The sequence below is a fragment of the Streptococcus sp. A69 genome, from assembly GCF_058556195.1.
Map to the genome: position 1 here is coordinate 13,309 of NZ_JBZUJU010000004.1, position 22,686 is coordinate 35,994.

Annotated in this window: 22 protein-coding genes and 1 pseudogene; 21 read left to right on the forward strand and 2 right to left on the reverse strand. The window is 42.4% G+C overall.

The genetic code is table 11. From position 1 onward, the window contains the following. The first annotated feature begins 134 nt into the window (after window positions 1-134). From abpA to AC4ME5_RS08250, 3 genes are all read left to right on the forward strand, one after another. Entirely contained in the window at window positions 135-767 is a 633-nt protein-coding gene (gene abpA, locus AC4ME5_RS08240) for an amylase-binding adhesin AbpA (protein ID WP_491800485.1), read from the forward strand. Window positions 768-852: 85 nt separating this feature from the next. Beyond that, on the forward strand, window positions 853-1,686 hold the full coding sequence (gene srtB, locus AC4ME5_RS08245) for a class B sortase, LPKTxAVK-specific (RefSeq protein ID WP_007522541.1): 834 nt from the start codon (window positions 853-855) through the stop codon (window positions 1,684-1,686). 134 nt (window positions 1,687-1,820) lie between these two features. Then, the gene (locus tag AC4ME5_RS08250) at window positions 1,821-2,258 is read left to right on the forward strand and encodes a CoA-binding protein (RefSeq protein WP_061599058.1); all 438 of its coding nucleotides are present in this window, start codon (window positions 1,821-1,823) and stop codon (window positions 2,256-2,258) included. Between the two features lie 27 nt (window positions 2,259-2,285). Here AC4ME5_RS08250 and AC4ME5_RS08255 read toward each other — a convergent pair whose 3' ends face one another. After that, window positions 2,286-3,296 (reverse strand): YeiH family protein, encoded by a 1,011-nt coding sequence (locus tag AC4ME5_RS08255; protein ID WP_491800486.1) that lies wholly within the window; start codon window positions 3,294-3,296, stop codon window positions 2,286-2,288. A 148-nt stretch (window positions 3,297-3,444) separates the two neighbouring features. Between AC4ME5_RS08255 and AC4ME5_RS08260 the strand changes: the two genes are divergently transcribed. The 16 genes from AC4ME5_RS08260 to purH all read left to right on the forward strand — a co-directional run bounded on the left by AC4ME5_RS08260 (window position 3,445) and on the right by purH (window position 21,083). After that, complete coding sequence (locus tag AC4ME5_RS08260) at window positions 3,445-4,614, forward strand: pyridoxal phosphate-dependent aminotransferase (RefSeq protein WP_491800487.1); 1,170 nt, start codon at window positions 3,445-3,447, stop codon at window positions 4,612-4,614. Continuing rightward, entirely contained in the window at window positions 4,611-5,381 is a 771-nt protein-coding gene (gene recO, locus AC4ME5_RS08265) for a DNA repair protein RecO (RefSeq protein WP_000616134.1), read from the forward strand. Before AC4ME5_RS08260 ends, recO begins: the two co-directional genes overlap by 4 nt. Continuing rightward, window positions 5,378-6,370, forward strand: a complete 993-nt coding sequence (gene plsX / locus AC4ME5_RS08270; RefSeq protein WP_491800488.1) for a phosphate acyltransferase PlsX — start codon at window positions 5,378-5,380, stop codon at window positions 6,368-6,370. The genes recO and plsX overlap by 4 nt, the downstream gene beginning before the upstream one ends. 4 nt (window positions 6,371-6,374) lie before the next feature. Then, window positions 6,375-6,611, forward strand: coding sequence for an acyl carrier protein (locus AC4ME5_RS08275; protein WP_000136441.1), 237 nt, complete (start codon window positions 6,375-6,377; stop codon window positions 6,609-6,611). Between the two features lie 443 nt (window positions 6,612-7,054). Beyond that, window positions 7,055-7,243 (forward strand): class IIb bacteriocin, lactobin A/cerein 7B family, encoded by a 189-nt coding sequence (locus AC4ME5_RS08280; RefSeq protein WP_049501355.1) that lies wholly within the window; start codon window positions 7,055-7,057, stop codon window positions 7,241-7,243. A 17-nt stretch (window positions 7,244-7,260) separates the two neighbouring features. Next, window positions 7,261-7,428, forward strand: a complete 168-nt coding sequence (locus AC4ME5_RS08285) for a bacteriocin (protein WP_000415691.1) — start codon at window positions 7,261-7,263, stop codon at window positions 7,426-7,428. 9 nt (window positions 7,429-7,437) lie between these two features. Further along, complete coding sequence (locus AC4ME5_RS08290) at window positions 7,438-7,626, forward strand: hypothetical protein (protein ID WP_000722238.1); 189 nt, start codon at window positions 7,438-7,440, stop codon at window positions 7,624-7,626. 24 nt (window positions 7,627-7,650) lie between these two features. Next, window positions 7,651-7,860, forward strand: a complete 210-nt coding sequence (locus tag AC4ME5_RS08295; protein WP_000869801.1) for a hypothetical protein — start codon at window positions 7,651-7,653, stop codon at window positions 7,858-7,860. A gap of 210 nt (window positions 7,861-8,070) precedes the next feature. Next, window positions 8,071-10,224: a peptide cleavage/export ABC transporter ComA gene (gene comA / locus AC4ME5_RS08300; RefSeq protein WP_491800489.1), complete on the forward strand. Its 2,154-nt coding sequence runs from the start codon at window positions 8,071-8,073 to the stop codon at window positions 10,222-10,224. A gap of 12 nt (window positions 10,225-10,236) precedes the next feature. Beyond that, window positions 10,237-11,586, forward strand: coding sequence for a competence pheromone export protein ComB (gene comB / locus AC4ME5_RS08305; RefSeq protein ID WP_491800490.1), 1,350 nt, complete (start codon window positions 10,237-10,239; stop codon window positions 11,584-11,586). 166 nt (window positions 11,587-11,752) lie between these two features. Beyond that, window positions 11,753-12,460 (forward strand): phosphoribosylaminoimidazolesuccinocarboxamide synthase, encoded by a 708-nt coding sequence (gene purC / locus AC4ME5_RS08310; RefSeq protein WP_033583550.1) that lies wholly within the window; start codon window positions 11,753-11,755, stop codon window positions 12,458-12,460. 14 nt (window positions 12,461-12,474) lie between these two features. After that, window positions 12,475-16,200, forward strand: a complete 3,726-nt coding sequence (locus AC4ME5_RS08315; RefSeq protein WP_061588476.1) for a phosphoribosylformylglycinamidine synthase — start codon at window positions 12,475-12,477, stop codon at window positions 16,198-16,200. A gap of 93 nt (window positions 16,201-16,293) precedes the next feature. After that, window positions 16,294-17,790, forward strand: a complete 1,497-nt coding sequence (gene purF / locus AC4ME5_RS08320; protein ID WP_007522567.1) for an amidophosphoribosyltransferase — start codon at window positions 16,294-16,296, stop codon at window positions 17,788-17,790. A gap of 165 nt (window positions 17,791-17,955) precedes the next feature. Next, window positions 17,956-18,978, forward strand: coding sequence for a phosphoribosylformylglycinamidine cyclo-ligase (gene purM / locus AC4ME5_RS08325; protein ID WP_491800491.1), 1,023 nt, complete (start codon window positions 17,956-17,958; stop codon window positions 18,976-18,978). Then, window positions 18,975-19,520: a phosphoribosylglycinamide formyltransferase gene (purN, locus tag AC4ME5_RS08330; protein WP_007522571.1), complete on the forward strand. Its 546-nt coding sequence runs from the start codon at window positions 18,975-18,977 to the stop codon at window positions 19,518-19,520. Before purM ends, purN begins: the two co-directional genes overlap by 4 nt. Before the next feature lie 15 nt (window positions 19,521-19,535). Then, the gene (gene purH, locus AC4ME5_RS08335) at window positions 19,536-21,083 is read left to right on the forward strand and encodes a bifunctional phosphoribosylaminoimidazolecarboxamide formyltransferase/IMP cyclohydrolase (protein ID WP_000166543.1); all 1,548 of its coding nucleotides are present in this window, start codon (window positions 19,536-19,538) and stop codon (window positions 21,081-21,083) included. Window positions 21,084-21,265: 182 nt separating this feature from the next. On the opposite strand, the gene AC4ME5_RS08340 is transcribed toward purH, so the two are convergent. Beyond that, window positions 21,266-21,808, reverse strand: a complete 543-nt coding sequence (locus AC4ME5_RS08340; RefSeq protein ID WP_000456532.1) for a TetR/AcrR family transcriptional regulator — start codon at window positions 21,806-21,808, stop codon at window positions 21,266-21,268. A 167-nt stretch (window positions 21,809-21,975) separates the two neighbouring features. Between AC4ME5_RS08340 and AC4ME5_RS08345 the strand changes: the two genes are divergently transcribed. Continuing rightward, complete coding sequence (locus tag AC4ME5_RS08345) at window positions 21,976-22,485, forward strand: HXXEE domain-containing protein (protein ID WP_007522577.1); 510 nt, start codon at window positions 21,976-21,978, stop codon at window positions 22,483-22,485. 59 nt (window positions 22,486-22,544) lie between these two features. Next, a pseudogene (locus AC4ME5_RS08350) lies at window positions 22,545-22,619 on the forward strand (IMP cyclohydrolase); the annotation flags it as partial. Between the last annotated feature and the right edge of the window lie 67 nt (window positions 22,620-22,686).

Genomic DNA, 22,686 nt, shown 5'->3' on the forward strand with positions numbered 1-22,686 from the left:
ATTTTTCTTTGCTTTATTAGATTTTTTTAAAAAAAATAAAAAAAACACTTGACAATCACCATATATATGATATACTTTAGGTAATAAGGCGAGGCCTTATAAATTAAATAAGAAATTAAAGAGGAGATGAAACAATGAAAAAAGTTTTATTGTCATCAGTAGTAGCTCTTGCAGTATTTTCTGCAGCAGCCCCAGCATTTGCAGATATCAATGGTGGAGCTAACACTCCTGGAGCATATGATTCACGCGAAGCATATGAAAACCAATCTGAATTTGTAAGTGCTCGTACAGTTGAAGAGTACCTTAACGGTCATATGGAAGACATCAAAGCTGAAGCAGCACAAGATCCTACTGTAGTTGCAGCTAAAGCTGAACTTGATGCTGTTGAAGGTGGTTCACACCTTTACGGTGAAAAGAAAGCAGCTTATGAAGCAGCATTCAACACTGCATTCTTGAATGTACGTAACAAATATGTACAACAATTCCAAACTGTTCAAAACACAGCTAAGAAAAAAGAAGGACGTTACTATATCTTGAACGAAACTCCAGAACAAAAGAATGCTCGTTACGAGAAAGAACATGGTAAAGCAGCAGCTGATCAAGCAGCAGCTGATCAAGCAGCAGCTGATAAACCATCTGCTAAACCAGAAGAAGGTAAACCAGGTGTAGCTGATCAAGCTAAAAAATCTGCTGAAGCAGCTAAAAAAGCTGGTGTAGATGCAAAAGCTGGTCAAAAAGCTCTTCCAAAAACACACGCTGCTAAATAATTCATTTATTTGGTGAAGTATCCTATCACTGAAACTTTGTTTCAGTGATTTTTTTGATAATAGTAGAATAGTTGAAGGAGAAAAAATGAGTAAACGCTCTAAAAAAACCAAAGGGTCCATTTGGAAAATTATTCTCTCCGCGCTTACAATAGCGCTTGTTGCAATAGGTGGCTATTTTGTATTTAATAGTTTTGCAACTCCAAAGGGAACAACTAACGAACCAGAAGTTACTCAAGAAGCATCGAAACCGTCCTATGTTGTTAGTGCAGAAGAAAAAGAATACCTTTCAAATAGATTTAAGGGCTTAACTGCAACTAATTCTGAAACAATTGCTTATGTCTATGCTCCCGGAACACAGTTAGACGAGCCTGTTGTTCAAACAAAGGATAATGAGACCTATCTAAATAAGACCTTTGAAGGAGAACAGGTACCTTATTTGGGTGCGGTATTCATGGATGCTGATAATAAGAAAGATTTTAGTGATCATTTAACTTGGCTATTTGGTCATGCTAGAGGTAGTAAGGTTGGTGATCATCGTATGTTTAATGATGTGAACTACTATAGTCGTCAAGAATATTTTAATGAGCACCCCTATGTTGTTATTGAAACACCCGATAGAAAGTATTACTACGAAGCTGTTGCGATGATTATTGTACCAGAAGAAACAGCCTTCTATCGTACCAGTTTTGAAGATGATAAAGATTTTGAAAAGCAGTTAACTACAATTTATGATACAGCAGAGGTTAAGAAACCAAATGTAAAAGTATCTGCTACAGATAAGTATCTTGTCCTCTCAACTTGTCGTGAAGAGGATGATACTATTCGTGCCAATCTTTACCTTCGCCAAATTCCTGATTCAGAGATCAATGAGTTTGTGAAGCAACATGGTGATCAACTTGCATATAAAGCAACAAGATAAACTAAAATAAAAAGAAATAATTTTTTAACTTCTTAAATCCTTTAAACAGATTTAAGAAGTTTTTTATATGATGAATTGTAAAATATAGTCAATATTAGTAAAATGTGCTATACTGATGAAAAAGGAGGATTTCTATGAGCCAAGAATTTATCAATCCAAGTGATGGTGTGATCCGTCAGTATCTGGCGACCAGTAAAACGTTAGCGGTAGTGGGCTTGTCCGATCGTGAGGAAACAACTAGCAATCGAGTGACCAAGGAAATGCAGGCTCGGGGCTATAAAATCATTCCAGTTAATCCCAAGGCTGCAGGTGGGGAAATCCTGGGAGAAAAGGCTTATACGAGTCTAGCTGAGATTCCTTTTCCTGTGGATATTGTCAATGTATACCGACGGAGCGAGTTTTTGCCAGATGTGGCGCGTGATTTTCTCAAGGCTGATGCCAAGATTTTTTGGGCGCAATTAGGACTTGAAAATCTAGAAGCGGAAGAAATCTTGCGTGCTGGAGGATGCGATGACATCGTGATGAATCGCTGTATCAAGAGAGAACATACTCGCTTAATTCTTGAGCAATAAAAAGGTAGCCATGGGCTACCTTTTGTATTATAAAGTACCAATCAATGCTTGCATACCAAGACTGGTGAGGATGATGGCAATCCAGCAAAGAGCTCCGAGGACAATAGATTTGCCACTGGATCTAACCATGGCAATTAGATTGGTTTTGAGACCGATAGCACTCATGGCCATGATGATGAGGAATTTAGAGAGTTGTTTGAGAGGGGTAAAGAAACTACTGGACACACCAAGAGAGGTAAGTAGAGTCGTTAAGAGAGAGGCCAGGATAAAATAAAGGATAAAAAGTGGGAAAACTTTTTTCAGTTGTACGCCTTGTTTATTTTCTTGTTGGCGACTTTGCCAGTAGGAGAGAAAGAGAGTGATGGGAATGATCGCTAAGGTGCGTGTGAGTTTAACAATGGTTGCAGACTCGAGGGTATTGCTTTGGTAGAGGCTGTCCCAGGCGCTAGCTGTGGCTGTTACAGAAGAAGTATCATTGACCGCAGTTCCTGCAAAGAGGGCGAAGCCGTCATTGGATAGATGAAGCCAAGTGCCTAGGGTTGGAAAGATGAGCGCAGCCAAGACATTGAAGAAAAAGATAACGGAAATGGCTTGGGCAACCTCCTTTTCTTTAGCATGGATAACGGGTGCTGTAGCAGCAATGGCAGAACCACCACAGATAGAAGAACCCACTCCAACCAAGGTAGCCAGTTTTGTATCCAGTGCAAAGAAGCGCTGGAAGAGGTAGGCAATAATCAGGGCTATTGAAATGGTGGACAGGATGACAGGGAGTGAAGATTGCCCAACTGCGAAGACCTGCGAGATATTGAGACCAAAACCAAGCAAGACAACGGCATATTGGAGCAATTTTTTAGAACTAAAGGTCAACCCAGCATCCAGTTGTTTATAGGACGAGAGAAAGGGATGTAGGAGCATGCCTATGAAAATGGCAAAAACGGGCGCGCCAATAACAGGGAAGAATCCTCCTAAGTACCAAGATACGATAGAAATGAGAAGGCAGGCCAAGATACCTGCTCCATTTTTTGATAGAAATGACATAAAAACCTCCAAATAAAATCTATTACCATTATAGACCTATAAACAGGAAAAGTAAAATAGAAAGTGGAAAGCTATTCTCTAATGTATTTTTGCGGTCGGGGGGCTTTTGTAGTATAATAGAGATACGTTTTGAAAGTAGGAGGTATCTATGGACTTAACTAAGCGCTTTAATAAACAGTTAGATAAGATTCAAGTGTCCTTGATTCGTCAGTTTGACCAGGCTATTTCGGAGATTCCTGGGGTCTTGCGTTTGACCTTGGGGGAACCTGATTTTACAACGCCAGATCATGTCAAGGAAGCGGCTAAGCGGGCCATCGACCAGAACCAATCCTACTATACAGGGATGAGTGGTCTGTTAACATTACGTCAGGCAGCCAGTGATTTTGTAAAAGAAAAATACCAGCTAGATTACAATCCTGAAAATGAAATCTTGGTTACAATTGGAGCGACAGAGGCTCTATCTGCTACTTTGACAGCTATTTTGGAAGAGGGAGATAAGGTGCTCTTGCCAGCTCCCGCCTATCCAGGCTATGAGCCGATTGTCAATCTAGTTGGGGCAGAGATTGTCGAGATTGATACAACTGAAAATGGCTTTGTCTTGACTTCTGAAATGTTGGAAAAGGCCATTTTGGATCAAGGCGACAAGCTCAAGGCTGTCATTTTCAACTATCCGGCTAATCCGACAGGAATTACCTATAGTCGGGAGCAGTTGGAAGCCTTGGCAGACGTTTTACGCAAGTATGAGATTTTTGTTGTCTGTGATGAGGTTTACTCGGAATTGACCTATACAGGGCAAGCCCACGTATCTCTGGGAACGATGCTGAGAGACCAGGCTATTATTATTAATGGCTTGTCTAAATCGCATGCTATGACTGGTTGGCGTTTAGGCTTCATCTTTGCTCCTGCAGCTTTCACAGCTCAGTTAATCAAGAGTCACCAATATTTGGTTACTGCCGCAAACACTATGGCTCAACATGCTGCGGTGGAGGCTTTGACCGCTGGTAAAAACGACGCAGAGCCTATGAAGAAGGAATACATCCAGCGTCGGGATTATATTATTGAGAAGATGACTAATCTTGGTTTTGAGATTATCAAACCAGACGGTGCCTTCTATATCTTTGCTAAGATTCCAGCAGGTTACAATCAAGACTCCTTTGCTTTTCTGAAGGATTTCGCCCAGAGGAAGGCTGTTGCCTTTATTCCGGGTGCTGCTTTTGGTCAGTATGGAGAAGGCTATGTGCGTCTGTCTTATGCAGCCAGCATGGAAACAATCAGAGAGGCTATGAAACGACTTGAGGAGTACATGAGAGAAGCATGATTCAGTCTATCACGAGTCAAGGCTTGGTGCTCTACAATCGTAACTTTCGTGAGGATGACAAGTTAGTCAAGATTTTTACCGAGCAAGCGGGCAAGCGCATGTTTTTCGTCAAACACGCTGGTCAGTCCAAACTGGCCCCTGTTATTCAGCCCTTGGTGTTGGCTCGGTTTCTCTTGCGAATCAATGATGATGGACTCAGCTATATCGAAGACTACCATGAGGTGATGACCTTTCCCAAGATTAATAGTGATCTCTTTGTTATGGCTTATGCGACCTATGTGGCTGCCCTTGCAGATGCTAGTTTGCAGGATAATCAGCAGGATGCTCCCTTGTTTGCTTTTTTGCAAAAGACTTTGGAGTTGATGGAAGCAGGATTGGATTATCAGGTTTTGACCAATATTTTTGAAATCCAAATCTTGACTCGATTTGGAATTAGTCTCAATTTTAATGAGTGTGTCTTTTGCCATCGGGTCGGTCAGGCTTTTGACTTTTCTTTCAAATATGGAGCCTGCCTCTGCCCAGAGCATTATCATGAAGATGAGAGACGTTGTCATCTGAATCCCAATATTCCTTATCTGCTCAATCAATTTCAAGCTATTGATTTTGAGACCTTGGAGACTATTTCGCTCAAGCCTGAAATCAAGCAAGACTTGCGCAAGTTTATAGACCAAATCTACGAAGAGTATGTTGGAATTCACCTAAAATCAAAGAAATTTATTGATTCCCTAGCAGACTGGGGACAATTACTAAAAGAGGAAGACAAATGAAAAAAATCGCAGTAGATGCTATGGGGGGCGATTATGCACCTCAAGCTATCGTTGAGGGTGTCAATCAAGCCCTTGCTGACTTTTCAGATATTGAGGTTCAACTCTATGGAGACGAAAGCAAAATCAAGCAATATCTAACAGAGACAGAACGCGTCAGCATTATCCATACGGATGAGAAGATTGATTTTGATGATGAGCCTACAAAAGCTATCCGTAAGAAGAAAAATGCCAGCATGGTATTAGCAGCCAAGGCAGTCAAGGAGGGAGAAGCAGACGCTGTCCTCTCAGCTGGGAACACAGGTGCCTTGTTGGCTGCAGGATTCTTTATTGTGGGTCGTATCAAAAATATCGATCGTCCTGGACTCATGTCGACCTTGCCGACCATCGATGGAAAAGGGTTTGACATGCTAGACCTTGGAGCCAATGCGGAAAATACAGCCCATCATCTGCACCAATACGCTGTTTTGGGTTCCTTTTATGCGAAAAATGTTCGTGGGATTTCGAAACCACGTGTTGGTTTGCTCAACAATGGAACAGAAAGTAGCAAGGGCGATCCCCTTCGTAAGGAAACCTACGCCTTGCTAGCAGCTGATGAAAGCTTGAATTTTGTCGGAAACGTGGAAGCGCGTGATTTGATGAATGGCGTTGCGGATGTTGTTGTGGCAGATGGTTTCACGGGAAACGCTGTGCTCAAATCTATTGAAGGGACAGCCATGGGTATCATGGGCTTGCTTAAGACAGCTATCACAGGTGGTGGTCTTCGAGCGAAACTAGGTGCTCTTCTTCTCAAGGATAGCCTTAAAGGTTTGAAAAAGCAACTCAACTATTCAGATGTTGGTGGAGCGGTCTTGTTTGGTGTTAAGGCACCGGTTGTCAAGACTCATGGCTCAAGTGATGCCAAGGCTGTGTATAGTACGATTCGCCAGATTCGTACCATGCTAGAAACAGACGTAGTCGCCCAGACTGCGCGTGAATTTTCAGGAGAATAAAAAGATGACAGAAAAAGAAATTTTTGACCGTATTGTAACCATTATCCAAGAGCGACAGGGAGAGGACTTTGTCGTAACAGAAGCCTTGAGTTTGAAAGATGACCTAGATGCGGACTCAGTGGACTTGATGGAGTTCGTCTTGACACTAGAAGATGAATTCGGAATTGAAATCAGTGATGAGGAAATTGACCAACTGCAAAGTGTAGGAGATGTTGTAGCAGTTGTCAAAAGTAAAGAATAGCAAAAAGCAACATGATTTGCATGTTGCTTTTTTATTTGTAGAAAAAAGAAAAATTTTTAGTAGAAATTGCGAATAAAGAGATGAGAAAGATAAAAGGAGGAACATTTATGTATGTGATTGGTCTTTATCCGTGGTTCATTAAGTGGTTTTTAAAATAAAAATGAATGAATTGTTCGTTTTTGAATTGTTTTTCGAATAGATAGGTAAGGAAAAAGGGAAGGAGACTATGTGATGTATTTACCAATCTTATTGCCATGGTTGATCAAATGGTATTTAAAATAAATGAAATTTACCTGTTCATTTTAAATTACTTCTCGAATAAAAAAGTGAGAAGAAAAGGAAGGAGAGAAGGAAATGATTTCAGTAATTTACCCAATCTGGCTATTTAAGTGGCTTAGAGGTTAAAGATTAAATATTATATAGAAAAAATAAGGAGAAAAAAGATGACAAATTTTGACAACATGGAACAGAACTTTGTAGCTCTTACAGAAGAAGAGTTGACGGATGTGAATGGGGGAGCATGGCCGATTGTAGCTTGGGTGATTGCTAATCCTGTGACAGCAGCTAAAATTGCTGGTGGAATTACTGCAGCAGGAATTGCAGGTTATAATTATGTGACGGGTAGATGGTAATAGAAGGAGGAGATGATATGGAAAAATCTATTTTAAAATTTGAAACAATGACTGATACGGACTTGCAGGAAATTCAAGGGGGAGCCTTTCCCCTTCTTATCCCTGTGGCAGTTGGTTTTGTAAAAGGTTTTGTATATACAGGTGGAGCTATTTTAACAACTCGAGCACTCTTTTCAGGTAAATAGGAGTCTGCTATGAAAAAAATCTTATTAGGATTTGCTGAGGGGTATTTTGTCGTATCGATTATTCTTTATATCGCAACGTATTTGATTATGAAAAATCCGATCAATACTCTGTTTTATCCAGAAACCTATCCTATTCTGCTTGGTCTGTTTTATGTAGGATACAAGTACAAAACAAAAGAAAGTACGATTGGAAATTGATGAACCATCAGATCGGAGTTTGAGATGAAAGTTGTTCAATTACTACAAAAAGCTTGGTCAGAGTTTATTGTATTGTTTAGCTCTATAGCTTATCTAATGATTAGAATTGTGGCTGATGTAAACAAAATAAATCTACCTACGTGGTTTGAATGTTTTGATATACCTACGATTTCATTATTTTTGATGACATTTATCTCACTTTATAGAAGTAAAGAGAATATCATTTCAGAATAGTTTATTTCTGGATGTTCATTTTTTTAACGGTTACTTTAAACAGGCAGAACTTTTGTTCTGCTTTTTTACATTTAAATGATAGTTTATGCTTTTTAAAGTGCGTTTTAGGCGCGAAAATGGTTTATTTGGGAATATTCTCCTGTTTTTATCCTTATTTGGTTAAAATAATCTTACAAATTTTTAAAGAGATTGTTAGAAAAAGGAGAAGATATGAAATTTAGGAAAAGGCACTATCGTCCCCAAGTGGATCAGATGGATTGTGGCGTGGCTTCTTTGGCTATGGTCTTTGGTTACTACGGTAGTTATTACTCCTTGGCTCATCTACGAGAGTTAGCCAAGACGACCATGGATGGGACGACGGCTTTAGGGCTTGTAAAGGTGGCAGAGGAGATTGGGTTTGAGACGCGGGCTATAAAGGCGGATATGACACTCTTTGATTTGTCCGATTTGACCTTTCCTTTTGTGGCCCATGTGCTCAAGGAAGGGAAGTTGCTCCACTACTATGTGGTGATAGGTCAGGATAAAAAGCACATTCATATCGCTGATCCAGATCCTAGTGTTAAGCTGACCAAGATTTCCCGTGAGCGATTTGCGCAAGAGTGGACAGGGATTAGTATTTTTATGGCGCCATCTCCAGGCTATAAACCTCATAAGGAGAAAAAACAGGGGCTCCTATCCTTCTTGCCGATTTTATTCAAACAGCGTGGCTTAATTACCAATATCATCCTAGCGACACTCTTGGTAACCCTGATCAACATTGTGGGCTCCTACTATCTTCAGTCCATCATTGATAGTTACGTGCCAGACCAGATGCGCTCAACGCTGGGCATCATCTCTATTGGGCTGGTCATCGTCTATATCCTCCAGCAGATTTTGTCCTACGCGCAGGAATATCTCCTACTAATCCTTGGGCAACGCTTGTCGATTGACGTGATTTTGTCCTATATCAAGCATGTTTTTCACCTGCCGATGTCCTTTTTCGCGACACGCAGGACAGGAGAAATCGTGTCTCGTTTCACGGATGCTAACAGTATCATTGACGCGCTAGCGTCGACCATTCTGTCTATCTTTTTGGATGTGTCGACGATTTTGATTATCTCACTTGTTTTATTTTCACAAAATACCAATCTCTTTTTCATGACTTTATTGGCACTTCCCATCTATACCGTGATCATCTTTGCCTTTATGAAGCCTTTTGAAAAGATGAATCGGGATACCATGGAAGCCAATGCGGTTCTGTCTTCCTCTATCATTGAGGACATCAATGGTATTGAGACGATTAAGTCCTTGACCAGTGAAAGCTCACGCTATCAAAAGATTGATAAGGAATTTGTAGCTTATCTGAAAAAATCCTTTACCTATAGTCGGGCAGAAAGTCAGCAAAAGGCTCTGAAAAAAGTTGCTCAGCTCCTGCTCAATGTTGCCGTTCTCTGGCTGGGAGCTATTCTGGTCATGGATGGGAAAATGAGTTTGGGCCAGCTGATTACCTATAACACCCTGCTTGTTTACTTTACCAATCCTTTGGAAAATATCATTAACCTACAAACCAAACTTCAGACAGCGCAGGTTGCCAATAATCGCTTAAATGAGGTTTATCTAGTAGCTTCGGAGTTTGAGGAGAAGAAAACGGTAGAAGATTTGAGCATGATGAAGGGAGAGATGACCTTCAAGCAGGTTCACTATAAGTATGGCTATGGTCGTGATGTCTTGTCGGATATCAATTTGACCATTCCGCAAGGGTCTAAGGTAGCTTTTGTGGGGATTTCAGGGTCAGGTAAGACGACCTTAGCCAAGATGATGGTTAATTTCTATGACCCTAGTCAGGGAGAGATTAGCCTGGGTGGTGTCAATCTCAATCAGATTGATAAAAAATCCTTGCGTCAGTATATCAACTACCTACCTCAACAGCCCTATGTCTTTAATGGGACGATTTTGGAGAATCTGCTCCTTGGAGCCAAGGAAGGGACGACTCAGGAAGATATCTTACGAGCGGTTGAATTGGCTGAGATTCGAGAAGATATCGAGCGGATGCCGCTGAATTATCAGACAGAATTGACTTCGGATGGGGCAGGTATTTCTGGGGGGCAACGGCAGAGAATTGCTTTGGCGCGTGCTCTTTTAACGGATGCGCCTGTTCTGATATTGGACGAGGCGACCAGCAGTCTGGATATCTTGACAGAGAAGCGGATCGTGGATAATCTCATGGCTTTAGACAAGACCTTGATTTTCATTGCTCACCGCTTGACCATTGCTGAGCGGACAGAGAAGGTTGTTGTCTTGGATCAGGGCAAGATTGTCGAAGAAGGCAACCATGCAGACTTGCTTGCCCGAGGTGAATTTTACGCCCATTTGGTCAATAGCTAGAAAGAGGAGAAGATGAAACCAGAATTTTTAGAAAGCGCAGAGTTTTACCATCGTCGTTACCATAATTTTTCCAGTCGCGTGATTGTACCCATGTCGCTTTTGCTCGTGTTTCTGTTTGGATTTGCAGTCTTTGCAGAGAAGGAGATTAGTTTGTCTACTAGAGCTACTATCGAACCTAGTCGAATCATTTCCAACATCCAGTCGACTAGCAATCAACGTATTGTGGCCAATTATCTAGAAGAGAACAAACTTGTCAAGCAGGGTGATCTACTCGTTCAGTACCAGCAAGGGGCGGAAGCTGTCCAAGCGGAGGCCTATGCTAGTCAGTTGGACATTCTCAAGGATCAAAAAAAGCAGTTGGAGTATTTGCAGAAGAGCCTGCAAGAAGGGGGGAACCACTTTCCAGAGGAGGATAAGTTTGGATATCAGGAGATGTTTCGAGACTATCTCAGCCAAGCTAGTAGTCTTAGGAGCAATGTTTCGCAGCAAAATGCCAACATCTCCTCGCAGAATGCGGCAGCTAGTCAAACCCAAGCCGAAATCGGCAACCTCATTAGTCAAACAGAGGCTAAAATTCGCGATTACCAGACAGCTAAGTCGGCGATTGAAACAGGAGATCAACTGGATAGTCAAAATGTAGCCTACTCATTTTATCAGACCTATAAAAATCAAGGTGCAGAAGATCCACGAGCTAAATCGCAAGTTATTGCTCAGGTGGATGTACAAATCGCCCAGCTAGAGTCTGGTTTAGCTACTTATCGTGTGCAGTATGCGGGTTCTGGAGCTCAACAAGCCTACGCAAGTGGACTGGATAGTCAGCTTGAATCCCTCAAGTCTCAGCACCTAGTCAAAGTCGGTCAAGAATTAACCCTTTTGGATCAGAAAATTTTGGAGGCAGAGTCGGGTAAGAAAGTCCAAGGAGGTCTGCTGGACAAGGGGAAAATTATAGCAAGCGAGGACGGTGTGCTTCACCTTAATCCTGAAACCAGTGATTCTACCATGGTTGCAGAAGGCACCTTGCTCGCTCAACTCTACCCAGCCTTGGAACGAGAAGGTAAAACTAAACTCACAGCTTATCTCAGTTCAAAAGATGTTGCAAGGCTCAAGGTCGGTGATTCTGTTCGTTTCACTACAAGCAAAGATGCCAACAAAGAGCTCGTTCTTGTTTCTGCCATTACGAATATTGATGCGACAGCTACCAAGACTGAAAAGGGAAATTTCTTTAAAATAGAGGCGGAGACCAGTCTGACTCCTGAGCAGGCAGAACAACTTCGCTATGGGGTGGAAGGTCGCCTGCAGATGATTACAGGCAGGAAAAGTTATCTACGTTATTATTTGGATCAATTTTTGAACCAAGAGTAATGTTCGTGTTTTTAGAGTTAAATGATTTTAAAACTGTAAGAGAAGCTTATCTTGCAGTTTTTCTTTATGCTTAAAATAGGAAAACGTTATTTATTCGTAAAAATCTTGAATTTTTCATACTTTTGTGGTAGAATGTGCTCAAGTAAAACGAAAGGCGAACTTTAAAATGTCAAAACAACTAATCTATTCGGGAAAAGCTAAAGACATCTATACAACAGAGGATGAAAATCTCATTATTTCAACTTACAAGGACCAGGCGACTGCCTTCAACGGTATCAAGAAGGAGCAGATTGCGGGCAAGGGAGTCTTGAATAATCAGATTTCATCTTTTATTTTTGAGAAATTAAATGCGGCTGGTGTGGCGACTCACTTTGTGGAGAAAATTTCGGACACGGAACAACTCAATAAAAAGGTGGAGATTATTCCTTTGGAAGTTGTGCTCCGCAACTACACGGCTGGTTCCTTTTCAAAACGTTTTGGCGTAGAAGAAGGTATCGCATTTGAGACTCCAATTGTCGAATTTTACTATAAAAATGATGATTTGGATGATCCCTTTATCAATGACGAGCATGTGAAATTCCTTAAAATTGCGGATGACCAGCAGATTGTTTACTTGAAGGAAGAAACCCGTCGTATCAATGAGCTCTTGAAGGCTTGGTTTGCTGAGATTGGCCTCAAATTGATTGACTTTAAGCTAGAGTTTGGTTTTGACAAGGATGGCAAGATTATCTTGGCAGACGAATTTTCGCCAGATAACTGCCGTTTATGGGATGCGGATGGTAACCACATGGACAAGGATGTTTTCCGTAGAGGTCTAGGTGAACTAACAGACGTTTACGAAGTTGTTTGGGAAAAATTGCAAGAGCTGAAATAAAGGAATAAGAATTGATGGATAAACGTATTTTTGTTGAAAAAAAGGCTGATTTTCAGGTCAAGTCAGAGAGTTTGGTAAGAGAACTCCAGCACAACTTGGGACTGTCAACTTTGAAAAGTATTCGCATTGTGCAAGTTTATGATGTTTTTGACTTGTCAGAGGACTTGTTTGCACCTGCAGAAAAACATATCTTCTCTGAGCAGGTGACAGACCATGTCTTGGATGAAGCGGTTGTGCAGGCTGATCTTTCCAATTATGCTTTCTTTGCCATCGAAAGCTTGCCGGGGCAGTTTGACCAGCGTGCGGCATCTTCACAGGAAGCCTTGCTTTTGCTGGGAAGTTCTAGTGACGTAACGGTCAATACAGCTCAACTTTACTTGGTTAATAAAGATATTGATGCGACTGAATTGGACGCGGTCAAGAACTACCTGCTCAATCCAGTGGATTCACGTTTCAAGGACATCAAAACAGGGATTGCCAAACAGGAATTTTCAGAGTCAGACAAGACCATTCCAAAATTGACTTTCTTTGAAAGCTATACAGCAGAAGACTTTGCCCGCTACAAGGCCGAGCAAGGGATGGCTATGGAAGTGGATGATTTGCTCTTTATCCAAGACTATTTCAAGTCAATCGGGCGCGTGCCAACTGAGACTGAACTCAAGGTTTTGGATACTTACTGGTCTGACCATTGTCGTCACACGACTTTTGAGACTGAGTTGAAGAACATTGATTTCTCAGCTTCTAAATTTCAAAAACAATTACAGGCAACCTATGACAAATATATCGCTATGCGCGAGGAATTAGGTCGTTCTGAAAAACCGCAAACCTTGATGGATATGGCGACTATTTTTGGTCGTTATGAGCGTGCTAATGGACGTTTGGATGATATGGAAGTGTCAGACGAAATCAATGCTTGCTCAGTAGAAATCGAAGTGGATGTGAATGGAGTGAAAGAGCCATGGCTCCTCATGTTCAAGAATGAAACCCACAACCACCCAACGGAAATTGAACCATTTGGTGGAGCGGCTACTTGTATCGGTGGTGCTATTCGTGACCCATTGTCAGGTCGCTCATATGTCTACCAAGCCATGCGTATCTCAGGTGCTGGTGATATTACAGCACCGATTTCGGAAACTCGTGCTGGTAAATTGCCACAACAAGTGATTTCTAAAACAGCGGCCCATGGTTATTCTTCATACGGGAATCAGATTGGTCTTGCAACGACCTACGTTCGTGAGTACTTCCACCCAGGATTTGTAGCCAAACGCATGGAGCTGGGTGCTGTTGTTGGGGCTGCTCCAAAAGAGAATGTTGTCCGTGAAAAACCGGAAGCGGGAGATGTGATTATCCTTCTTGGTGGTAAGACAGGACGTGATGGTGTCGGTGGTGCGACAGGGTCTTCTAAGGTTCAAACGGTTGAGTCTGTGGAGACTGCTGGTGCCGAGGTTCAAAAAGGAAATGCCATCGAAGAACGCAAGATTCAGCGCCTCTTCCGCAATGGCGATGTCACTCGTCTCATCAAGAAATCTAACGACTTTGGTGCGGGTGGTGTCTGTGTGGCTATCGGTGAATTGGCAGATGGTCTTGAAATCGACCTCAACAAGGTTCCTCTTAAATACCAAGGCTTGAATGGAACAGAAATTGCGATCTCTGAATCACAAGAACGGATGGCAGTTGTGGTGCGTCCTGAGGATGTAGATGCCTTCGTTGCAGAATGTAATAAAGAAAATATTGACGCTGTTGTTGTGGCAACAGTGACTGAAAAACCAAATCTTGTCATGCACTGGAATGGGGAAACCATCGTCGACTTGGAACGTCGTTTCCTTGATACAAACGGTGTGCGTGTAGTCGTTGATGCAAAGGTGGTGGACAAGGATGTCGAACTTCCAGAAGAACGTCAAACATCTGCTGACACACTTGAAGCTGATACCCTTGCGGTTCTATCTGATCTCAACCATGCGAGTCAAAAAGGATTGCAAACTATCTTTGACTGTTCGGTCGGTCGTTCTACAGTCAATCACCCGCTTGGTGGTCGTTACCAACTCACACCGACTGAGGCATCTGTACAAAAATTGCCAGTTCAACATGGTGTGACTCATACTGCGTCTGTTATGGCTCAAGGATTCAATCCTTATGTAGCAGAATGGTCTCCATACCACGGTGCTGCCTATGCAGTGATCGAAGCAACCGCTCGTTTGGTTGCGACTGGTGCAAACTGGTCCAAGGCTCGCTTCTCTTACCAAGAGTACTTCGAGCGTATGGACAAGCAAGCCGAGCGTTTCGGTCAGCCAGTAGCGGCTCTTCTAGGTTCTATCGAAGCACAAATTCAACTTGGTTTGCCATCTATCGGTGGTAAGGACTCTATGTCCGGTACCTTTGAAGAATTGACAGTACCGCCAACCTTGGTTGCCTTTGGGGTAACGACAGCAGATAGCCGTAAGGTGCTTTCGCCTGAATTCAAGACTGCTGGTGAAAACATCTACTACATCCCAGGTCAAGCCCTCTCAGCAGAGATTGATTTTGACTTGATTAAGTCTAATTTTGCTCAGTTTGAAGCCCTTCAAAAGGATCACAAAGTGACATCTGCATCAGCTGTTAAATATGGTGGTATCCTTGAAAGTTTGGCTCTTGCTACCTTTGGGAACCATATCGGTGCAGAGGTGACCTTGCCTGAATTTGAAAGTTCTTTGACAGCTCAATTAGGCGGATTTGTCTTCACATCTCTTGAAGAGATTACTGGAGTAGAGAAAATTGGACAAACAAAAGCAGACTTTACACTGATTGTCAACGGTGTGAAGCTAGATGGACAGAAACTTGACAGTGCCTTCCAAGGAAAACTGGAAGAAGTTTACCCAACAGAATTTGCCCAAGCTAAAGAACTGGAAGAAGTTCCAGCTGTCGATTCTAACGAAGTTATCAAAGCTAAAGAAACCATTGAAAAACCTGTGGTTTACATCCCAGTCTTCCCAGGAACCAACTCAGAATATGATTCAGCAAAGGCCTTCGAAAAAGAAGGTGCAGAGGTCAACTTGGTGCCATTTGTGACCTTGAATGAAGAGGCTATTGTCAAGTCGGTTGAAACCATGGTTGACAATATCGGCAAGGCAAACATTCTCTTCTTTGCAGGTGGTTTCTCAGCTGCGGATGAGCCGGATGGATCAGCTAAGTTTATTGTCAATATCCTGCTCAATGAAAAAGTGCGTGTAGCGATTGATAGCTTTATCGCTCGTGGTGGCTTGATTATTGGTATCTGTAATGGATTCCAAGCTCTTGTCAAATCAGGTCTTCTTCCATACGGTAACTTCGAGGATGCAAGCAGCACTAGTCCAACCCTCTTCTACAATGATGCCAACCAGCACGTGGCCAAGATGGTGGAAACTCGGATTGCCAATACCAACTCACCATGGTTGGCTGGAGTGCAAGTGGGCGATATCCACGCCATTCCAGTATCGCACGGTGAAGGGAAGTTTGTCGTGACGGCTGAGGAATTCGCTGAGCTCCGTGACAATGGACAAATTTTCAGCCAATACGTTGATTTTGACGGCAAACCAAGCATGGACTCTAAGTACAATCCAAATGGTTCTGTAAATGCCATCGAAGGAATTACTAGCAAGAATGGTCAAATCATCGGTAAAATGGGACACTCAGAACGTTATGAAGATGGTCTTTTCCAAAATATTCCAGGAAATAAAGACCAGCACCTGTTCGCGTCGGCGGTTAAATACTTTACTGGAAAATAAGACTTACAGATTTTCTAATAGATAGTATCAGTAATGTAAAAGTCATGTAGATTTAGCTCTTGGTGCTACACAAATAAAAATTAGGTATAAAAAATGACATACGAAGTAAAATCTCTTAATGAAGAATGTGGTGTTTTCGGTATCTGGGGGCATCCAGATGCTGCTAAATTGACCTATTTTGGTCTCCATAGTCTTCAGCACCGTGGTCAGGAAGGGGCAGGAATCCTCTCCAATGATCAGGGGCAATTGAAGCGTCATCGTGATATGGGGCTTTTATCAGAAGTGTTTAGAAATCCAGCTAATTTGGATAAACTGACTGGAACGAGCGCGATTGGGCATGTTCGTTATGCGACTGCTGGCGAAGCTTCTGTAGATAATATCCAGCCCTTCCTCTTCCGCTTTCACGATATGCAGTTTGGATTGGCTCATAACGGAAACTTGACCAATGCCGAATCGCTCAAGAAAGAATTGGAACAAAGAGGAGCTATTTTCAGTTCAACTTCGGACTCGGAAATCTTGGCTCACCTCATTCGTCGAAGTCACAATCCGAACTTGATGGGCAAAATCAAAGAGGCGCTCAGCCTTGTCAAAGGTGGATTTGCTTATATCCTGCTGTTTGAAGACAAGTTGATTGCTGCGCTTGATCCTAATGGCTTTCGTCCGCTTTCAATCGGGAAAATGGCCAATGGAGCGGTGGTGGTTTCGTCTGAAACCTGTGCCTTTGAGGTCATCGGTGCCGAGTGGATTCGTGATGTAAAACCAGGAGAAATTGTGATTGTGGATGACAATGGCATCCAGTACGATAGCTATACGAATGATACCCAATTGGCGATTTGCTCTATGGAGTATATCTATTTTGCTCGTCCTGACTCTAATATCCATGGTGTCAACGTCCATACAGCTCGCAAACGTATGGGGGCCCAATTAGCGCGTGAGTTCAAGCACGAAGCGGATATCGTGGTCGGTGTGCCAAATTCCTCGCTCAGCGCAGCTATGGGATTTGCAGAAGAATCTGGTCTGCCAAATGAAATGGGTCTCATCAAGAACCAATACACGCAACGCACCTTTATCCAACCGACTCAAGAATTGCGGGAGCAAGGGGTGCGGATGAAACTGTCTGCTGTTTCGGGTGTTGTCAAAGGCAAACGTGTGGTGATGATTGATGATTCCATTGTTCGTGGGACGACCTCTCGTCGTATCGTTCAGCTTTTGAAAGAAGCAGGTGCGTCTGAGGTTCATGTTGCTATTGGCAGTCCAGCGCTAGCTTATCCATGTTTTTACGGGATTGATATCCAGACGCGTCAGGAGCTGATTGCGGCCAATCATACGGTCGAAGAAACTCGCCAAATCATTGGTGCGGATAGCCTGACCTATCTTTCGATTGATGGCTTGATTGATTCTATCGGCATCGAAACAGATGCGCCAAACGGTGGTCTTTGTGTCGCCTATTTTGATGGCGACTACCCAACTCCTCTCTACGACTATGAGGAAGACTATCAAAGAAGCTTGGGTGACAAGACCAGTTTTTACAAACAGACGGCTAAAGATTCTCCATTAAAGGAAAGGAAGAGGAGACAAAATGGCAAATAAAAATGCTTATGCCTCACGTCTCACTACTGACTAAAAGCTAAAGCATTTGTCAGTAGACGCTTTCCCCTATGGGACCAAAGCTAGAGCCCTGACTAGTATTTTTAGATAAAATAACTGTTTATCTAAAAATACTTCGCACTCTTCTCAAAGAAAAGGAATATAAAAATGACAAATAAGAATGCTTATGCTCAATCTGGAGTGGATGTTGAAGCGGGTTATGAAGTTGTTGAACGGATCAAAAAGCACGTGACTCGTACGGAGCGTGCAGGTGTCATGGGAGCTCTTGGTGGCTTTGGTGGCATGTTTGACCTTTCAAAGATAGGGGTAAAAGAGCCTGTCTTGATCTCAGGGACTGACGGTGTCGGAACCAAGCTCATGCTGGCTATCAAGTACGACAAGCATGACACGATTGGGCAGGACTGTGTAGCCATGTGTGTCAATGATATCATCGCTGCAGGTGCGGAGCCTCTTTACTTCCTTGACTATGTGGCGACAGGGAAGAATGAACCAGCTAAACTAGAACAAGTCGTTGCTGGTGTGGCAGAAGGTTGTGTGCAGGCAGGCTCTGCTCTCATCGGTGGGGAAACGGCTGAAATGCCTGGTATGTATGGCGAAGATGACTACGACTTGGCTGGTTTTGCAGTCGGTGTGGCTGAAAAATCTCAAATCATAGACGGCTCAAAAGTAGCTGAAGGTGATGTCCTTCTCGGGCTTGCTTCAAGTGGGATTCACTCAAATGGTTATTCACTCGTGCGTCGTGTTTTTGCGGACTACACAGGTGAGGAAGTTTTGCCAGAATTAGAAGGCAAGCAACTCAAGGAAGTGCTGCTTGAGCCGACTCGTATCTATGTCAAGGATGTATTACCACTCATCAAGGAAGGCTTGGTCAACGGTATTGCCCACATCACAGGTGGTGGATTTATCGAGAATGTCCCTCGTATGTTTGCGGCTGACCTAGCTGCGGAGATTGAAGAAGACAAGGTCCCAGTGCTTCCGATTTTCAAGGCTCTTGAAAAATACGGTGAAATCAAGCACCAAGAAATGTTTGAAATCTTTAATATGGGAGTTGGACTCATGTTGGCAGTTAGCCCTGAAAATGTAGGTCGTGTCAAAGAATTGCTGGATGAACCAGTCTATGAAATTGGTCGCATCGTTAAGAAAGAAAACGAAAGTGTCATCATCAAATGAAAAAAATAGCGGTTTTTGCCTCTGGTAATGGCTCGAATTTTCAGGTGATTGCCGAAGAATTTCCGGTAGAGTTTGTCTTTTCAGACCATCGTGACGCCTATGTGCTCGAGCGTGCAGAAAAGCTCGGCGTCCTGTCCTATGCTTTTGAACTCAAGGAGTTTGAGAACAAGGCGGACTACGAAGCTGCTCTTGTCGAACTCTTGGAAGAACACCAGATTGACTTGGTTTGCCTCGCTGGCTACATGAAAATCGTTGGGCCAACCTTATTGGCAGCTTATGAGGGCCGAATTATCAACATTCATCCAGCCTACCTGCCCGAATTTCCAGGAGCTCATGGGATTGAGGACGCTTGGAATGCTGGGGGTGCTGAGAGCGGCGTGACCATTCACTGGGTGGATTCCGGAGTGGATACAGGAAAGGTTATCAAACAAGTGCGTGTACCACGTCTAGCTGGTGATACGATTGAAAACTTTGAAGCTCGCATTCATGAAGCGGAGTACAAGTTGTATCCAGAGGCTATTAGAGAATTGTTGGACAAGTAAATGAAAGGAAAAAACATGACTAAACGCGCTTTAATCAGCGTCTCAGACAAAGCGGGCATTGTTGAATTTGCCCAAGAACTAAAAAAACTTGGTTGGGACATTATCTCAACAGGTGGGACCAAGGTTGTCCTTGACAATGCTGGGGTGGACACGGTTGCCATCGATGATGTGACTGGTTTCCCAGAAATGATGGACGGTCGTGTTAAGACCCTCCATCCAAATATCCATGGTGGGCTCCTCGCTCGTCGTGACTTGGATAGCCACCTTCAAGCGGCTAAGGACAATAATATCGAATTGATTGACCTCGTTGTAGTAAATCTTTACCCATTCAAGGAAACGATTCTCAAACCAGATGTGACCTACGCTGATGCGGTGGAGAACATCGATATTGGTGGGCCGTCTATGCTTCGTTCAGCAGCTAAAAACCATGCCAGCGTGACGGTTGTGGTAGACCCTGCTGACTATGCAGTGGTGCTTGATGAATTGGCAGCAAATGGTGAAACGACTTATGAAACTCGCCAACGTTTAGCAGCCAAGGTTTTTCGTCACACAGCGGCTTATGACGCCTTGATTGCAGAGTATTTCACAGCTCAAGTGGGTGAAAGCAAACCTGAAAAACTCACTTTGACCTATGACCTCAAGCAACCCATGCGTTACGGTGAAAACCCTCAACAAGATGCAGACTTCTACCAAAAAGCTCTTCCTACGGAATACTCCATTGCATCCGCTAAACAGCTTAACGGTAAGGAATTGTCATTCAACAATATTCGTGACGCTGATGCGGCGATTCGTATCATTCGTGATTTCAAAGACCGTCCAACCGTTGTGGCTCTCAAACACATGAACCCATGTGGAATTGGTCAAGCTGATGACATCGAAACAGCTTGGGATTATGCTTATGAGTCTGACCCAGTGTCTATCTTTGGTGGAATTGTCGTCCTTAACCGTGAGGTGGATGCTGCGACAGCTGAGAAGATGCACGGCGTTTTCCTCGAGATCATCATCGCACCGAGCTATACGGATGAAGCGCTAGCCATTTTGACCAATAAAAAGAAAAACTTGCGCATCCTTGCCTTGCCATTTGATGCTCAAGATGCTAGTGAGGTAGAGGCAGAATACACAGGTGTTGTTGGTGGTCTCCTTGTTCAAAATCAAGACGTTGTCAAAGAAAGCCCAGCTGACTGGCAAGTGGTGACCAAACGTCAACCAACCGAGACAGAGGCGACTGCTCTTGAGTTTGCTTGGAAGGCTATTAAGTACGTCAAATCAAACGGAATTATCGTGACCAATGATCACATGACACTTGGCGTTGGGCCAGGTCAAACCAACCGTGTGGCTTCAGTCCGTATTGCTATTGACCAAGCTAAAGACCGTCTTGACGGCGCTGTTCTTGCTTCAGATGCCTTCTTCCCATTTGCAGATAACGTGGAAGAAATCGCCAAAGCAGGCATTAAAGCCATCATCCAACCAGGTGGATCTGTCCGTGACCAAGAATCCATCGAAGCAGCGGATAAATATGGCTTGACCATGGTCTTCACAGGAGTAAGACATTTTAGACATTGATGGGTATTTAAAAATTAGCTCATTATCAACTATGATGAATGATTTATCACTAACAACGAGAGAAGACGTAAGTTGTCTTCTCTTTTTGTATGTCTAAAACAATAAGCATTTTAGTATTAGAAATTATTAAAATGATTTGTTAGAGCTGTTCATGACTAATCTCGAAAAACTCAGTTTCTCACTTAACTATTTTTCATACGTTTTATGGTGTTTAAGGTTGTTGTGACTAGCTCGTTAACAGGCATTGTCTGGTAATCTGTTTTTAACCATTCATCAAAAATATTGTAGAGACCTCCAACGATGAATCTACTATCATAAGTGATTTGTCTTTGATTACTGTTTGTGACATGCCAAGGTGCCATGACAGTGGTATAAGCAGCAGAAAGCTTATCATAAGACCTTTGCAAGATAAGCACGAGCAAGTTTGCGTCCTGCAAAATTTTTAATGGCTCAGTGTACTGGCTCCAATACTGAAAGAAAAGGTTCACCAAATCTTCAAAATTAGTCAGTTTTGCTGTTTGAAGTTCGATAATATAGTCTTGAATTAAGCGGTCTAAATAGTTCGTAAGAACTTCCTCTTTTGAATGGTAATAACGATAAAACGTTCGTCTAGCAATCTGAGCATGCTCACTGAGTTCTGCAATGCTGATATTATGAAGGGATTTCTTAGTTGCTAATAAATCGAACAAGGCTTCCTCCAGCCATTGTCGCGTTTGATATTCCATGGTATTTTTCCTTTCCTGTCACACTTTTGGTCAAACTGTGCCAATTTCTCTTAACCTCTTGTTTTTGTAACAGTTTATCTTTATACTAAAAGTGTTACGCGTGATATATGATTATCATTTATTCTTAACATTGTACAATTGTTAGTTGTTATTAAGGAGGTAAAGATATGAGCATTCTTTTTAATGTTTGGATGCTACCTATTTTATTTATTTTACACGATTTTGAAGAAATGATTTTTATGCCCTTGTGGAAAACACGGTATCATCAAAAATTAGAAACTTTTAAGAAACCGTTCTTTGGTTCCGTTACGCAAGGCTCCGCTTTTGCAGTAGGTGTGTTGGAGGAATTTATCATCCTGATGTTTATTTCTGGATTCTGCCAAATAACTCACAACACTTTACTCTATTTATCTTTTGTAATAGCTTATACATCTCATTTCATAATCCATTATATCATGTGCATGCAATTTAGGGGTTATGTTCCTGGAGTCGTCACAGTAACCCTAGAATTGCCAATAGTTCTAATGATTATTTCCCACTATTGGTCTTCTGACGTTCCTTTGTTATCAGTCTTTGTCTATCTTTTATTAGCCATGATAATAGCTTTTACGAATCTTAAAATAATGCATCTCATCATGCCAAAAATCCAAACACATCTAGAAAAATATGCGAAATGAAAAACGATTAAATGAGAGCTACTTTTTAACCTTTCTGATATAACTGGTTAATGAGTGGCCAAGAATCCATCGAATCGGCGGACAAATACGGCTTGACTATGGTCTTCACAGGAGTAAGACATTTTAGACATTAAGAAAACAAAAGGGAAGAAAACAGTTTCTTTCCTTTTTTGGCTTAAAATGCTAAGTAAAACAAGATTA